Below are 14,721 nucleotides of genomic sequence, written 5' to 3' on the forward strand. Positions count from 1 at the left end.
CGCCTCCAGTCCGTCGTCGATCCGCCCGGCGCGCCGGCTCTCGCGACAGGTCCGCTGTCGTCCGACGACGGACGCGTCGCGGGAGTCGCACGCGTCTCGTCGCCGCGGACCCTTGTCGAATCGATTCGTGCGGGCGTAGCGTGGCGTCGGTGACGACGGAGCGCGCGAGGACCGGACCGACGGCCACGACGAGCGGGGTCCTGCCGCCGATCGTCCCGCTGGCGCTCATCGTCGGGGTCTCGCCCTTCGCCACGGACATGTACATCCCCGCGCTGCCGACCATCGCCCGCGAGCTCGGTACGACCCCGGGCGTCGTGCAGCTCTCCCTCACGGCGTTCCTCGTCGCGTTCGCCGTCGGGCAGCTCCTCGCCGGACCCGTGAGCGACGGCATCGGGCGCCGACCGCTGCTGCTCGTCGGGACCGCCGGCTTCGCGGTGGCGTCGGTCGGGTGCGCGCTCGCGCCCGACGTCGGCACCCTCGTCGCCGCCCGCGTGCTGCAGGGGCTCGCCGGAGCGGCGGGTGCGGTCGCCGGACGCGCGATGGTCTCCGACACGACGACGGGACCGCGCACCGCCAAGGTGTTCGGCACCCTCGCCGCGATCAACGCCATCGGCCCGGTCGTCGCACCCCTGGCCGGAGGTGCCGTGCTCACGGTCGGGTCGTGGCGCCTGATGTTCGTCGTGCTCGCGGTGCTCGGCGCGGCCTTCACCGTCGCGGTCGTCCTGCGCTTCGGGGAGACCCTGCCGCCGGCTGCTCGGGGCGGCACCGGCTTCCGGGCGAACGGACGGCGCATCCGGGACCTGCTCGCCATCGGGCGCTTCCGGGCGTACGTGCTCACGGGGGTGCTCTCCACCATCGGCTTCTTCGCGTACATCGCGACGAGCTCGTTCGTGTTCCAGCAGCAGTACGGCTTCTCGGAGCAGCTGTACACGCTCGTGTTCGCCACGAACGCCTCGATGATGGTCGTCACGACGCTCGTGTTCCGCCGGGTCGTCGGCCGGTTCTCCGAGGACACCCTGCTGACCGTGGGGCTCGCCACGGGCACGCTCGGCAGCGCGGTGGTGCTGGTCGCCGCCCTCGCCGGACTGGGGCCCGTCCCGGTGTGGTGCGCGCTCGCGGTGGTCACCGGGGCGTGGGGCTTCGTGCTCCCCGCGGCGATGACCCGGACGCAGCACGTCGGCGCCGCGCACCCCGGCACCGCCGCCGCGCTGCAGGGCGGCCTGACGTTCGGACTCGGCGGACTGGGCACCCCGCTCGCGGGCGCGCTCGGCGGGACCGCGACCGCGATGGGGGCCGTGATGGCGTCGCTCATGGCCGCCGCCGTCGTGGTCCAGGTGCTCGCGACGCGGCGAGGCCGTACCGCTTGACGGCTCGCACCCGGTAGGTTGCAGGGTGCACCCCGCACCCAACCGAGGAGGCCCCTGCATGGACATCGTCGTACACGAGGCAACGGACGACACCGCCGTGCTCGAGTGCAGCGGACGGCTGAACATGGTGAGCGCGGGAGCCTTCCGCGAGACCGTGGCGAAGGTCGTCGAGGGCGGACGTGCGCGTCTGGTCGTCGAGCTCTCGGGTGTCGAGTTCATGGACTCGTCCGGGCTGGGGGCCCTGGTGGGCTGCCTGAAGACCGCTCGCCAGGCCGGGGGAGACCTCCGGCTCGCCGCACCCTCCGAGCAGGTGCAGATGGTGCTCAAGCTCTCCAACATCGACAAGATCCTGCGGACGTACCCGGACGGGGACGCCGCGGTGACGAACTGGGCATGACCGTCGCCATGGGCGAGCACGTCCTCGACCTCGCCTGCCCGCCCGAGGACGTCACGGCGGTGCACACGTTCCTGTCCTCGGTGTGGGACAGCGAACCCGACCTGTCCCTCGAGGACCGCATGGCGCTCGAGCTCGCCCTCGTCGAGCTCGCCTCGAACGTCATCGAGCACGGCTCCGGCGGCGGCCGGGTCTCCTGCTCGCTCCGGATGGACGTCGGACCGGACGACGTCACCGTGTCGCTGTCGGACGACGGTGTCCCGGTGCTCGTCGACCCGTCCGCGGCGCACCTGCCCGACGCGCTGGCCGAGGGCGGCCGTGGCCTCGCGCTCGTGCAGATGGTCGTCGACGACCTGCGGTACGAGCGGGTCGCCGACCGCAACCGGTGGACCGTCCGCCGCGGGCGGCACTGACGCCCGACCATCCGGTCTGCGCGCCGAGCCGGCCGGTCATCCGGTTCCCGCACGGCGGGAGCCGGTCCGCGCACGTCCGGCCGACGCGCGGACCGACGTGTCGTCGCCGTGACACGCTCGGTCCGGTGACGACCGAGACGCGCGCAGACCCCCGCATGCGCTACGAAGCCGTGGGCTCCGACCTGGGTGCTGCGCTGCAGCTGTTCTCGGACGCGTACGACGGCGCGCACTTCGCGGGCCGCAACACGTCGCGGTCGTTCGGGTACCGCTTCAAGATGATCGGCGACGCCTCGATGTCGTTCCGGTCGACGCACTTCGACGCACACGCCACGGGAGAGGCGTCGTCCGGTGACGACTACGCCGTCATGTGGACGACGGACGGCGGGGGCACGGTCGACGTCGGGCGGGACGAGGCACCGTTCGCCCCGGGGCACGCGCTCGTGTTCCCGGCCGGACGCCCGTTCGTGTTCGAGGTCGAGGACGTCCGCCAGAACCTCGTGCACTTCGACCGGCGGTTCCTCGAGGGCATCGCGGCAGAGGAACACGGCGGGGCCGCAGGCGCCATCGTCTTCGACCACACCGCCCGGCCCGGCACCGAGGACCTGCGCCGTTGGAACACCCAGGTGCGGCGGGCCGCGCAGGTCGTCCTCGGCGGGACGGCGCCGTCGCCGCTCGTGATGGCCGAGACCGCGCGCGAGACCGCCCTGGCGATGCTCCGCGCCTTCCCGCACGAGCAGCTCGCACCCGAGGTCCCGGTGCCGCAGGGTGCGACGAGCCGCGTCCGTGAGGCGATCGAGTACATGCACGCCTACGCGCACACCCCGATCACCACGACCGACGTGGCCGAGCACGTCGGACTCAGCGTGCGGGGACTGCAGCAGGCGTTCCAGCGGCAGGTCGGGACCGCGCCGAACGCGATGCTCCGGGGCATCCGGATGGACCGTGTGCGCGAGGAGCTCCGTCGAGGCGGCCCCGGCGAGCTGACGGTCGCCGCCGTGGCCGTCCGGTGGGGTTTCGCACACCTCGGTCGCTTCTCGGCCGCGTACGCGCAGCGCTTCGGCGAGTACCCGCGCGAGACCCTGCACGCCTGAGGTCCGTGGTCGTCCGGCGCGCCCGCTACGCTGCCCGGATGAACGAGCACGAGCGCCCCGCCGACCGGTACCCGTGGGTGGTCGTCCCCGGGATCTGGGGATCGGACGCCGAGCACTGGCAGTCCCGCTGGCAGGAGACGCGGGGCGAGCGAGCCGTGCGCATCGAACCCGCGTCCTGGTCGGAGCCAGAGCCGGCGGACTGGGCCCGGGCGATCGCCGAGGCCGTCGACCGCTGCGCGACGCCGCCGCTGCTCGTCGCGCACAGCCTCGGAGTGCTGGCGGTCGCCGAGTGGCTGACTGGGGGCCCGGGCCAACGGGCCGCCGAGCGGGTCGCCGGCGCGTTCCTGGTGGCACCACCGGACCCCGATGCGTCGGTGTTCCCCGCCGCGGCCGCCGCCTTCCGTGCGCCGCAGGGAGCAGCGACCGTGCCGACCGTGCTCGTGGTGAGCGACGACGACCCGTACTGCTCCGTCGACCGTGCCCTGGCGTTCGCCGACGAGCTCGGGGCGCGGGTGCTCCGGGTGGGGGACCGACAGCACGTGAACGTGGCCAGCGGTGTCGGTGCCTGGCCTGAGGGACGGCGCATGCTCGACAGCTTCGCGGAGTCCCTGCCGGGAGCGTGACACGCCGCTCACGTCCGGACCGGTACGTGACGTCCGGGGGCTCGGGATGCGCGACACACCGCGGATCTCCCGAGCATCGGCGGGTGTGATATCTATCCTGCGTCACATGGAGACCCAGCCCGGTGCACGCACCCCCCTCGTCGACCCGTTCGGTCGCGAGCTCGAGGAGTGGCTCCGCGACGTCCCGGCCACCCGCACGCCGTACCTGGCGGACCTCGTGGTGCCGCCGGTCACGGGTCCCGTGCAGCGCCCGGTGACGACGGATGCCGTCCCCGCGCAGGAGACCGTCGAGGCCGCCGAGACCGTCGCCGCGGACGCCCCGGCCTCGCAGCGACCGGACGCGCAGGACGCCGTCGACGCTGCGAGCACCGCGCAGCCCGCCGTCGACGCGCTCACCCTCGTCGACGCGCGGACCCCGGCCGATGCACCGACCGCGTTCCGCCGCCGTGACCGCGCCCGCCACGTCGCCGCCTGCGCTCCGTCGTTCCCCGAACCCCCGGCCCGCATCGCGCTGCGGATCGAGGACCTCGCGGTCGAGGTCGCCGCCACGAGCGGTCGCAGCACGATCGAGCGCATCGTCCTGCTCGAGGACGAGGTCGCTCGTCGCGACGAGGACCTCGCTCGCCTCGCTGCGTGGGAGGCCACCGTCGCGCACCTCGACGACGCCGAGGTGGAAGCCGCCCGCGCCTTCGCCCGTGCCGTGTTCGCCGACCTGCTCGCCGACGCGGCGGACGAGGCCGCGCGACGCGAGCGCTCCGCGGCCCGCCGTGCCGCCACGGCACCGGTGCCGACGCCCGTGCGCGCTGCCGTGGCGCCGCGCACCGCCGGTTCCCGCGCCGACGTGGCGACGCCCACGCGGCCGGTGCAGCGCGCCACGACGCCGTCGAGCGACGACCTCGTCCAGGCGGAACCGACCACGCGCACCGACGGCACCGCTGCCCGGGCGACCACCTCGGGACGTGAGGCGCCCGTCCGTCCGGCCCTGGGCCTCCCGGTCGGGTCGCCGCTGTCGGCCGCGACCCGTCCCACCCCGCTGGTGCAGCCCGCCACGGGTCCCACCGTGATCGACCGGGCCGCCTTCGCGGCGGCACTGACCGCGCACAAGGGTGTCACGGCCGGCACCCCGGTGGTGCTGCCCGACGCCGTGTCGCTGCCCACGGGCGCGAGCGTGACGGACCAGGACCACGACCGCGTGACCACGGTGACGACGGCCGGTGCCGACGGTGGCTGGTGGGCGCGACTCGTCGCCCGCCTGCGCTCCCTGTTCGGCCGCCGCTGAGCGTGCCGGTCCTGCGCGGGCGCCCTCGCCGCGTCCGCGCCTCGGTAGACTGACGGGATGCCGACGCTCCGCGAACTCCAGGCCGTCATCGAGGACCTGTGGCCCGCCGCCGGCGCCGAGTCCTGGGACGCCGTCGGGCTCGTCTCCGGTCACCCGGACCAGGTGGTCGAACACGTGCACCTCGCCGTGGACGCCGTACCCGCCACCGCGGACGAGGCCGTCGCCCTCGGTGCCGACCTGCTCCTCACCCACCACCCGCTGCTGCTGCGCGGTGTCACCACGATCGACGAGACGACCGCCAAGGGCCGGGTCCTCGCGACGCTCGTGCGGGGCGGGACGGCGCTGCTCGCGGCGCACACGAACGCCGACGTCGTGACGACCGGCACCTCCGCCGTGCTCGCCGACCGGCTCGGGCTCGTCGACCAGCGGCCGCTCGAGCCCGGAGCGGACCCCTCGACCGGCATCGGTCGCGTCGGGACCCTGCCGGAGGGCACCACCCTCGGCGCGCTCGCCCGCCAGCTCGTCGACCTGCTGCCGCCGACGGCGACGGGTGTCCGCGCCTCGGGCGACTTCGACCGGCCCGTGCGCACCGTCGCGCTCTGCGCCGGAGCCGGTGACAGCCTGCTCGGCGATCCGGCCGTCCGGGCCGCCGACGTCTACGTCACGAGCGACCTGCGGCACCACCCTGCCTCGGAGTTCCGCGAGCAGGCGATGCTCGCCGACGGCCCCGCGCTGGTCGACACCTCGCACTGGGCGACCGAGTGGCTCTGGCTCGACGTCGCGGCCGAGCAGCTCCGCCGGTTCGCCGGAGTCCGGGTGACCGTGAGCGACCTCCGCACCGACCCCTGGGACTTCGCGGTCCTTCCCGCAGCCGAGCCCGCGGCTGCCACCGGACCCGCAGCCGCCGCCGAGCCCGCAGCAGCCGCCGGGCCCGGACCTGCAGCCGCCGCCGCGCCCGCGGTGGCCCCCGGCACCCCCGCCCCCGCACCCGCCCACGAAGGAGACCGACCGTGAAGGCAGCACCCGAGGACCAGGTCGTCCTCCTCGACCTCCAGCGCCTCGACAACGACGTCACCCGTCTGTCGCACCGCATCACCGCCCTGCAGAAGGGCGACCGGCTCACCGAACTCGGGACGACGGCCGCCTCGCTGCGCGCCGAGCTCGCCGCCGCGACCGGTCAGGTCGAGGACGCCGAGCGGGAGCTCGCCCGCCTGGAGTCCGACACCGCCACCGCGCAGGCCCGCATCGAGCGCGACACCACGATGCTGCAGAACGTCGCGAGCGCGAAGGACGCCGCGGGCCTCGAGAGCGAGCTGGCGTCGCTCCGCCGTCGCATCGGCGACCTGGAGACCGCCGAGCTCGAGGTCATGGAGCAGCTCGACGTGCACCGCGCCCGCGTCGGGGACGTCGAGGGGAAGCTCGCCCAGGTCGAGGCCGACCGCGCCACGCTGGTCGCCGAGCGCGACACCGAGATCGCCCGCGTCGAGGCCGATCGTGAGTCCGCCGCGCAGAGCCGTGCGGCCGTCGCCGCGAAGGTGCCCGCGGACCTGCTGGCGCTGTACGACCGGCAGCGGGCGCGCTACGGCTTCGGCGCGTCCCTGCTGCAGGGCGGAGTGTCGACCGCTTCCGGCGTGACGCTCACGAACTCGGACCTGCAGGACATCCGACGGGCTGCGCCCGACGACGTCGTGCTCTGCCCGGACAGCGACGCGATCCTGGTGCGCACGGCCGAGTCCGGCCTGTAGACGCGGGTCCCGACGGACGGGAGGCTCGTGGCGGCACCGCCACGCGCCTCCCGTCCGTCGTCGGTCGGTGGGCGCGCACGTGGTGCGTGGGTGCGAACGGGCCGGCCGTACGCCGGGTTCTGTCCCGCTCTCGCGGTGACGGCCATCTCTCTCGGACCGACGTTGCCGCCGGCCTCCAGCGGTCCACCCGAGGACTCAGCGAGCAGCCTCGTCGTCCTCTGTCTGACCTTGCTCCGGGCGAGGTTTACCGAGCGGATCCGGTCACCCGGACCCCTGGTGGTCTCTTACACCACCGTTTCACCCTTACCGACGTCACCGCCGGCGGTCTGCTTTCTGTGGCACTGTCTCGCGGATTGCTCCGGGTGGGTGTTACCCACCGCCCTGCTCTGTGGAGCCCGGACGTTCCTCGGCACTCCCGGAGGAGTGACGCGACCGTCTCACCGACCCGTTCGCAGGACTGAGTCTACCGCTGCCCGCGCCGCCCGGCGCCCCGCGGCTGCCGCCTCGTCGTCGCCGTCCCGACTTTCGCCGCTTCCGGTCGCAGGACATGCCGCTCACCTTCAGGTCGAACGGCGAGTCCTGCGACCTGAACGGAGCCGGACGGGGTGTCGTGCGACGAGGACCACCGCCGAGGCCGCACCCCTACTTGCTGCGCGAGGCCAGGGTCGCCGCCCCGATGATGCCGGCGTTGTTGCGGAGCGTCGCGGGGATGATGTCCGCCTGCAGGTCGAGCAGCGGCAGGAACTCCTCGTGGTGCTTCGACACACCGCCGCCGACGACGAAGAGCTCGGGGGAGAGCAGGGCCTCGAGCGTCGAGTAGTACTTCTGCAGGCGCTTGGCCCAGTGCTTCCAGGAGAGCTCGTCGCGCTCCTTCGCCGCGAACGAGGCCTTCGTCTCGGCGTCGTGCCCGTCGATCTCCAGGTGGCCGAGCTCGGAGTTGACGATGAGCACACCGTCGTTGATCAGCGCGGTGCCGATGCCGGTGCCCAGGGTCGTGACGACGACCAGTCCGTCCTTGCCCTTCGCCGCACCGAACTGCTGCTCGGCGAACCCGGCGGCGTCGGCGTCGTTGACGAAGTGGATGGAGCGGCCGAGCTCCTTCTCGAACAGTGCCTCGGCCTCGAAGCCGATCCACTTCTTCGACACGTTCGCGGCCGACATCGTCTTGCCGTCGCGGACGATCGCGGGGAAGCAGACCCCGACCGGCACGTCCGCCGCCGGGGCGAGCTCGTCGAGGATCGACTTCGCCACAGCGACGATGTCGTGCGGCTTGCCGCCCTCGGGGGTGGCCTTCTTGATCCGGTCGGTCGTCAGCTCGCCGGTGGCGACGTCGACGATCGCGCCCTTGATGCCCGTTCCGCCGATGTCGACGCCGACTGCGAGGGAGGTCATGAGAAGCGGTGCCTTTCGTGGGTGTCCGTCAGGAGACGGTGAGGAGTTCCGCGCCGCGCTCGGTGACGACGAGGGTGTGTTCGAACTGTGCGGTCCAGGACTTGTCGCGGGTGCTGACGGTCCAGTCGTCCGACCAGATGTCGGCCTCGATCCCGCCGAGCGTGAGCATGGGCTCGATGGTGAACACCATGCCGGGCTCCATGACGTCGTCGAAGCGCGGTGCGTCGTAGTGCGGGATGATCAGCCCGGAGTGGAACGCCCGACCGACGCCGTGGCCGGTGTAGTCGCGGACGACGCCGTACCCGAAGCGCTTGGCGTAGGCCTCGATCGCCCGCCCGATGACGTTGACCTGGCGCCCGGGAGCGACGGCCTTGATCCCGCGTTCGAGCGCGGTGCGCGTGCGGTCGACCAGGTCCTGGACCTCCTGCGAGGCCTGCCCGACGACGAACGTGCGGTTCGTGTCGCCGTGCATCCCGTCCTTGTAGGCGGTGATGTCGATGTTGACGAGGTCGCCCTCCTGCAGCACGGTGTCGTCCGGGATCCCGTGGCAGATGACCTCGTTGAGGCTCGAGCACAGCGACTTCGGGTACCCGCGGTAGCCGAGCGTCGAGGGGTAGGCGCCGTGCGACACGACGAACTCGTGGCCGATCCGGTCGAGCTCGTCGGTGGTGATCCCGGGGCGGATGGCCTCGCCGACGGCGTCGATCGCCTGCGAGGCGATGCGCCCGGCGGCCCGGATGCGCTCGACCTCGTCGGGCGTGTAGGTGTCGCCGAGGCCGTGCTCGTGCGGCTCGGCACGCCCGACGTACTCGGGGCGCTCGATGTCCTTCGGCACGGGGCGCTGGGGGGAGATCCGGCCGGCGGTCAGGTGTCCGTGTGCGTCCCGGGGCATGCCGACCACTCTAACCGGGTGCGCGGCGCCCGCGGCGCGGGCGCTCGCGCGGCCGGCGCGTCCGTCGCGCCGGGCGGCGAGACGCCGCCGCCGGTGTGCGACACCGTGCAGCTCCACGTCGCGAGACCCCGGCGTCGGCGCGTGACACCGCGCGCGCGTCGAGACGCCGCCGGTTCCGGAGGCGTCTCGCACGCCCGAGGGCGTCCGGCGCGGACGCCGGCGTCCCGCGCCGGGCCGGACGCGAGCCAACGGGACCGGCACAGGAGGGTGCCCACTCCACGCGCCGCGCCCGAGGTGACGGTCTGGAGGCGCGGTGCCGGTCCGTCCGACCGGCACCGCGCCTCCCGACCGGTCGCCACCACCGCCGGGCCGGCCCCCACCTCCCCGTCCCCCGGTCCGCCCCGCGGACCGATCCGCGAGAGCGACAGGATCCCGTCGACCGTCGGCGGCGATCTGTCGCCTTCGCGTCACTGACCGGTCGCCAGCACGGCCGACGGCGGCAGGCGCGCGCGGGCGCAGCCCGGACCCCGTGGGTACGGTGGCGCCATGAGTGACGAACGCATCGAGTCCCAGTGGTGGTTCAACGAGAAGACGCACGAGGTGGAGCAGGGCCCGCAGTCGCCGCAGCGCGACCGCATCGGCCCGTTCGACACGCGTGAGGAGGCGCAACACGCCCTGGACCGCATCAAGGCGAACAACGAGCGCTGGGACGACGAGGACCAATAGGCTGGAGGCCCCAGCAGCACCACGGAAAGGGCGTCCATGGACAAGCAGACGGACTTCGTGCTCCGCACCATCGAGGAGCGGGGCATCAAGTTCATCCGACTCTGGTTCACCGACGTCATCGGCACGCTGAAGTCCGTCGCGATCGCCCCGGCCGAGGTCGAGGGTGCCTTCGCCGAGGGCATCGGGTTCGACGGTTCCGCGATCGAGGGCCTCACCCGCTCGTACGAGGCCGACGTCCTGGCACACCCGGACCCCTCGACGTTCCAGATCCTGCCGTGGCGGGGCGAGGTCGACCCGACCGCGCGCATGTTCTGCGACATCACGACGCCGGACGGCCAGCCCGCCGTCGCCGACCCCCGCAACGTGCTGAAGCGGACCCTGGCGAAGGCGAGCGAGCGCGGGTTCACGTTCTACACGCACCCCGAGATCGAGTTCTACCTCCTGAAGAGCCGCGACTGGGCGGACGGCGGCCCGCAGCCCGTCGACCAGGCCGGCTACTTCGACAACGTCCCCGGCGGCAGCGCGCACGACTTCCGCCGCCGCTCGGTGCGGATGCTCGAGGACCTCGGCATCTCGGTGGAGTTCTCCCACCACGAGGCCGGTCCCGGACAGAACGAGATCGACCTCCGCTACGCCGACGCGCTGACGATGGCCGACAACATCATGACCTTCCGCACCGTGGTGAAGGAGGTCGCCATCGAGCAGGGCGTCTACGCGACGTTCATGCCGAAGCCGCTGTCGGGCCAGCCGGGCTCGGGCATGCACACGCACGTCTCGCTCTTCGAGGGCGACCAGAACGCCTTCTACGAGGCCGGCGGCGAGTACCAGCTGTCGCAGACCGCGAAGCACTTCATCGCGGGTGTGCTCCGTCACGCTCCCGAGATCACCGCGGTGACGAACCAGTTCGTCAACTCCTACAAGCGGCTGTGGGGCGGCGACGAGGCCCCGTCCTTCGTCACCTGGGGCCACAACAACCGCTCGGCGCTCGTGCGCGTGCCGCTGTACAAGCCGAACAAGGGCCAGTCCGCCCGCGTCGAGTACCGCGGCATCGACTCGGCGGCGAACCCGTACCTGGCGTACTCGCTGCTCCTCGCGGCGGGCCTGAAGGGCATCGACGAGGGCTACGAGCTCCCGCCGGAGGCCGAGGACAACGTCTGGAGCCTGTCCGACGCCGAGCGCAAGGCCCTCGGCTACAAGCAGCTCCCCGCGAGCCTCGACCACGCCCTCGGCCTGATGGAGGACTCGGAGCTCGTCGCCGAGACCCTGGGCGAGCAGGTCTTCAACTTCGTGCTGCTCAACAAGCGGCAGGAGTGGAAGGCCTACCGCGACCAGGTCACGCCGTTCGAGCTCCGCACCAACCTCGGCGCGCTCTAGCAGCCGCCCGGAGCACCACGCATGACCGGTCGGACGAGGACGTCCCGTTCCGAGATGGCCCGCCTGGGCTTCGCGGAGCTGTCGGAGAGCCTGGAACGGATCGCCGGCCTGGAGGCCCGGTTCGGCCCCGACGTGCGGGTGCCGGTCACCGACGCCCCGGCGCTCTGGGAGTCCACGGCCGATCCCGACGGCGCGCTCCGGCTGCTCGAGCGGCTCCTCGAGCGCGCGCCGGACGCGGTCCGGCCGGTCCTGGCGGACCCGGCGGCCACGGAACGACTCGTCCGGCTGCTCGGCGCGTCGACGGGCCTCGGTGAGTTCCTGCACCGCCGTCCGGCCGAGATCGCGCTGCTCCTCGACCCGGTGACCCCGCCGTGGTCGCAGGAGGCGTACACGGCGTCGCTGTCCGAGGCGGTCGCCGAGACGACCGGCGAGGACGCCCGGCTCCGGCTCCGGGTGCGCTACCGACGGCACCTCGCGCAGATCGCCCTGTTCGACGTGCTGCACCCCGTCCCGACCGAGGCGTTCCCGGCGGTCGCCGCGGGGCTCGCCGACCTGGCGGGCGCGGCGCTCGAGGCGGCGGTCGCCGTCGCCCGGCGCGAGGTCCCGTTCCCCGCCGCCGACGTGGCGGCGACCCCGCTCGCGGTGATCGGCATGGGGAAGGCCGGTGCCCGCGAGCTCAACTACGTCAGCGACGTCGACGTCATCTTCGTCACCGAGTCGACCCGCGACGACGAGGCCGACACCGGCGTCGGCACCGACCGGGCGGTCCTCATCGCGACGCGCCTGGCCATCGCGGCGACGCACGCGATCACCGACCTCGCGGCCGAGCCCGCGCTGTGGGAGGTCGACGCGAACCTGCGGCCGGAGGGCAAGGACGGTGCGCTCGTCCGGACGCTCGACTCGCACGTGGCGTACTACGAGCGCTGGGCGAAGGGGTGGGAGTTCCAGGCGCTGCTCAAGGCGCGGCCGATCGCCGGCAGCCGTGACCTGGGGGAGCGCTACGCGGCCGCGGTCGCCCCGTTCGTCTGGAGCTCCGCGGGTCGGCCCGGCTTCGTGGAGTCGGTGCAGCGGATGCGGGAGCGTGTCACCGAGCACATCCCCGACGACGAGGTCGACCGGCAGATCAAGCTCGGGCCGGGCGGTCTGCGCGACGTCGAGTTCACCGTGCAGCTGCTGCAGCTCGTGCACGGCCGCGACGACGAGTCCGTCCGGGTCCGTTCGACGCTCGAGGCGATGGACGCCCTGGCCGCCGCCGGGTACGTCGGCCGGCCCGAGGCCGCGCGCTTCGGCCCCGACTACGCCCTGCTGCGTCTCCTCGAGCACCGGATCCAGCTGCGCCGGCTGCAGCGCACCCACCTCATGCCGAGCGACGAGGACGAGCTGCGGGTCCTCGCACGCTCCACCGGGCTCGCGACGTCGGCAGCCGCACTCGAACAGCGCTGGCGCGGCGTGAAGCTCGAGGTCCGCGGACTGCACGAGCGACTCTTCTACCGCCCGCTGCTGTCGGCGGTGGCGGCCACGGACGGCGACATCGTCCTCACGAGCGACCAGGCGGCCGACCGGCTCGGCGCGATCGGCTTCGCGGACCCGGCGGGCGCGCTCGGGCACATCCGTGCGCTCACCCAGGGCACGAGCCGTCGTGCGGCGATCCAGCGGAACCTGCTGCCGGTGCTCCTGCGGTGGATGGCGGAGGGACCGGCTCCGGACCGGGCACTCCTGGCCTTCCGTCGCCTCAGCGACACCCTGGGGGAGTCGAGCTGGTTCCTCCGGATGCTCCGCGACTCGTCGGGCGCCGCGCACTCCCTCACGACCGTGCTGTCCGAGTCGGCGTTCCTCGCCGGTCTGCTCGAACGCTTCCCGGAGGCGGTGGCGTGGCTCGACGAGCCGGACGCGCTGCTCCGACCGCGGCCGCTCGCGTCGCTCCTCGCCGAGCACGCCGCCACGACCGCCCGACACGGGGACGACGTCGACGGCGCCGCCGCGCTCGTCCGGTCCGCCCGTCGCCGGGAGACCCTGCGCCTCGGCATGGCCGCGGTGCTCGGCCATCTGGACGTCGACGCCCTCGGCCCGGCACTGTCCGACGTCACCGAGGCCACCCTCACGGGCGCGCTCGCCCTGGCCCGCCGCGATGCCCCACCCGGGCTCGCGTTCGGCATCGTCGCGATGGGCCGGTTCGGCGGGCGCGAGCTCGGCTTCGGGTCCGACGCCGACGTCCTCTACGTGTACCGGGCGTCGGAGGACCTCGCACCGGAGCAGGCGTCACGGGCTGCCCAGACGATCGTGCGCGAACTCTCGCGGCTGACGGACGACGCGATCCACCCGTTCGAGCTCGACACCGACCTGCGGCCGGAGGGCAAGAACGGCCCGGTCGTCCGGACCCTCGAGTCGTACGGCGCGTACTACGCCCGGTGGTCGCTGACGTGGGAGGCGCAGGCGCTCCTCCGGGCCCGCGGCGCGGTCGGCGACGACGCGTTGCTCCGCGACTTCGAGCACCTCGCCGACGGCACGCGGTACCCGGCGCGCATCGACGAGCAGGCGGTCCGCGAGGTCCGGCGGATCAAGGCCCGCGTCGAGTCGGAGCGGCTGCCCCGAGGCGCCGACCCGGCACGGCACCTCAAGCTCGGACGCGGGTCGCTCAGCGACGTGGAGTGGTTCGTGCAGCTGCTGCAGCTGCAGCACGCCACGACGGTGCCCGGGCTGCGGACGACCTCGACGCTCGAGGCCCTCGACGCCGCGACGGTGGCCGGGCTCGTCGCGCCGGAGGACGCCGAACGTCTCGGCGCCGCCTGGCGCTTCGCGTCCCGCACCCGGAGCGCGCTCGTGCTCTGGTCGGGGAAGACCACCGACGTGCTGCCCGTCGACCGCGTGCAGCTCGAGGGCATCGCGCGCCTGATGGAGTACCCGCCGGGGTCGGCATCGCGGCTCGAGGACGACTACCTCGGGGTCACGCGGCGCGCTCGCCAGGTGTTCGAGCGGGAGTTCTACGGGGCCTGAGCGGCTCGCGACACGCCCGGGGCGACGTGCCGCCGAGAACGTGACAGGTCGTCGATGGTGAATTCTGGGCGTCGCTGGGTGTCCCCCTGCCCCGCTCGTGACGTACCCCGCTCGGTACGGTCGCGCCCGCCTCGATCCGGCTGTGACCGGCCGCCGATGAGGCGGACGAGCGCGGTCCTGTGGAGACGCCCCCAGAACGGGGGGATGCGAGCGTCAACAGGGCTTTCCTGTCGACGTGAGCGGTGCCTCTCGGCTGTGCCGCACGCCGTGTTGCGCTCTGCACGATGGTGGACCGGTCCACCATCCTGCTGACAGCAGCAGTGCGGACAGGTGTGAGGTGCCCCGAGGGGGACCGACTTGTACCCCGTAACCTGCCGGTAACACCCCCGCTCGGGGGACGCGTTGCGACGACGTCCAGGTTCTGCATCAAT

Annotated in this window: 12 protein-coding genes, 1 other RNA gene and 1 pseudogene; 11 read left to right on the plus strand and 3 right to left on the minus strand. The window is 73.4% G+C overall.

What is annotated here, in order from left to right:
- Positions 1-149: 149 nt before the first annotated feature.
- The 8 genes and pseudogenes from C1N91_RS06955 to C1N91_RS06990 all read left to right on the plus strand — a co-directional run bounded on the left by C1N91_RS06955 (position 150) and on the right by C1N91_RS06990 (position 6,912).
- Positions 150-1,367, plus strand: coding sequence for a multidrug effflux MFS transporter (locus C1N91_RS06955; protein WP_254678377.1), 1,218 nt, complete (start codon positions 150-152; stop codon positions 1,365-1,367).
- Between the two features lie 58 nt (positions 1,368-1,425).
- Positions 1,426-1,764: an STAS domain-containing protein gene (locus tag C1N91_RS06960; protein ID WP_058729488.1), complete on the plus strand. Its 339-nt coding sequence runs from the start codon at positions 1,426-1,428 to the stop codon at positions 1,762-1,764.
- Positions 1,761-2,174, plus strand: coding sequence for an ATP-binding protein (locus tag C1N91_RS06965; protein ID WP_254678378.1), 414 nt, complete (start codon positions 1,761-1,763; stop codon positions 2,172-2,174). The genes C1N91_RS06960 and C1N91_RS06965 overlap by 4 nt, the downstream gene beginning before the upstream one ends.
- Before the next feature lie 125 nt (positions 2,175-2,299).
- Positions 2,300-3,265 carry a helix-turn-helix transcriptional regulator gene (locus C1N91_RS16685; RefSeq protein WP_175415946.1) on the plus strand — a complete coding sequence of 322 codons (966 nt, stop codon included), beginning with the start codon at positions 2,300-2,302 and terminating at the stop codon, positions 3,263-3,265.
- A 38-nt stretch (positions 3,266-3,303) separates the two neighbouring features.
- A complete protein-coding gene (locus C1N91_RS06975) occupies positions 3,304-3,888 on the plus strand; it encodes an RBBP9/YdeN family alpha/beta hydrolase (RefSeq protein WP_137767149.1) in 585 nt (194 codons plus the stop codon).
- 106 nt (positions 3,889-3,994) lie between these two features.
- A complete protein-coding gene (locus C1N91_RS06980) occupies positions 3,995-5,167 on the plus strand; it encodes a hypothetical protein (RefSeq protein ID WP_137767150.1) in 1,173 nt (390 codons plus the stop codon).
- Positions 5,168-5,224: 57 nt separating this feature from the next.
- A pseudogene (locus C1N91_RS06985) lies at positions 5,225-6,031 on the plus strand (Nif3-like dinuclear metal center hexameric protein); the annotation flags it as partial.
- 146 nt (positions 6,032-6,177) lie between these two features.
- Entirely contained in the window at positions 6,178-6,912 is a 735-nt protein-coding gene (locus C1N91_RS06990; RefSeq protein WP_137767152.1) for a zinc ribbon domain-containing protein, read from the plus strand.
- A 93-nt stretch (positions 6,913-7,005) separates the two neighbouring features.
- Here the strand turns inward: C1N91_RS06990 and rnpB are convergent.
- The 3 genes from rnpB to map form a co-directional block, all read right to left on the minus strand.
- Positions 7,006-7,360: RNase P RNA component class A (gene rnpB / locus C1N91_RS06995), an RNA gene on the minus strand.
- 194 nt (positions 7,361-7,554) lie between these two features.
- Positions 7,555-8,304: a polyphosphate--glucose phosphotransferase gene (ppgK, locus tag C1N91_RS07000; RefSeq protein WP_058729958.1), complete on the minus strand. Its 750-nt coding sequence runs from the start codon at positions 8,302-8,304 to the stop codon at positions 7,555-7,557.
- A gap of 28 nt (positions 8,305-8,332) precedes the next feature.
- Entirely contained in the window at positions 8,333-9,196 is an 864-nt protein-coding gene (gene map / locus C1N91_RS07005) for a type I methionyl aminopeptidase (RefSeq protein WP_137767153.1), read from the minus strand.
- 546 nt (positions 9,197-9,742) lie between these two features.
- Here map and C1N91_RS07010 point away from each other — a divergent pair.
- The 3 genes from C1N91_RS07010 to C1N91_RS07020 are packed head-to-tail and all read left to right on the plus strand — an operon-like array spanning position 9,743 to position 14,290.
- Positions 9,743-9,922, plus strand: coding sequence for an SPOR domain-containing protein (locus C1N91_RS07010; RefSeq protein ID WP_058729959.1), 180 nt, complete (start codon positions 9,743-9,745; stop codon positions 9,920-9,922).
- Positions 9,923-9,958: 36 nt separating this feature from the next.
- On the plus strand, positions 9,959-11,296 hold the full coding sequence (gene glnA, locus C1N91_RS07015) for a type I glutamate--ammonia ligase (RefSeq protein WP_137767154.1): 1,338 nt from the start codon (positions 9,959-9,961) through the stop codon (positions 11,294-11,296).
- A gap of 21 nt (positions 11,297-11,317) precedes the next feature.
- Positions 11,318-14,290, plus strand: a complete 2,973-nt coding sequence (locus C1N91_RS07020) for a bifunctional [glutamine synthetase] adenylyltransferase/[glutamine synthetase]-adenylyl-L-tyrosine phosphorylase (RefSeq protein WP_137767155.1) — start codon at positions 11,318-11,320, stop codon at positions 14,288-14,290.
- Positions 14,291-14,721: the final 431 nt, after the last annotated feature.

The sequence above is a fragment of the Curtobacterium sp. SGAir0471 genome (assembly GCF_005490985.1).
Lineage (GTDB): Bacteria > Actinomycetota > Actinomycetes > Actinomycetales > Microbacteriaceae > Curtobacterium.

Excerpts from the sequence above, each read along its gene's own strand:
- C1N91_RS06960 (WP_058729488.1), top strand. The coding sequence starts at position 1,426 with ATGGACATCGTCGTACACGAGGCAACGGACGACACCGCCGTGCTCGAG.
- C1N91_RS06965 (WP_254678378.1), top strand. The coding sequence starts at position 1,761 with ATGACCGTCGCCATGGGCGAGCACGTCCTCGACCTCGCCTGCCCGCCC.
- C1N91_RS06975 (WP_137767149.1), top strand. The coding sequence starts at position 3,304 with ATGAACGAGCACGAGCGCCCCGCCGACCGGTACCCGTGGGTGGTCGTC.
- C1N91_RS06980 (WP_137767150.1), top strand. The coding sequence starts at position 3,995 with ATGGAGACCCAGCCCGGTGCACGCACCCCCCTCGTCGACCCGTTCGGT.
- ppgK (WP_058729958.1), bottom strand. The coding sequence starts at position 8,304 with ATGACCTCCCTCGCAGTCGGCGTCGACATCGGCGGAACGGGCATCAAG.
- map (WP_137767153.1), bottom strand. The coding sequence starts at position 9,196 with ATGCCCCGGGACGCACACGGACACCTGACCGCCGGCCGGATCTCCCCC.
- C1N91_RS07010 (WP_058729959.1), top strand. The coding sequence starts at position 9,743 with ATGAGTGACGAACGCATCGAGTCCCAGTGGTGGTTCAACGAGAAGACG.
- glnA (WP_137767154.1), top strand. The coding sequence starts at position 9,959 with ATGGACAAGCAGACGGACTTCGTGCTCCGCACCATCGAGGAGCGGGGC.
- C1N91_RS07020 (WP_137767155.1), top strand. The coding sequence starts at position 11,318 with ATGACCGGTCGGACGAGGACGTCCCGTTCCGAGATGGCCCGCCTGGGC.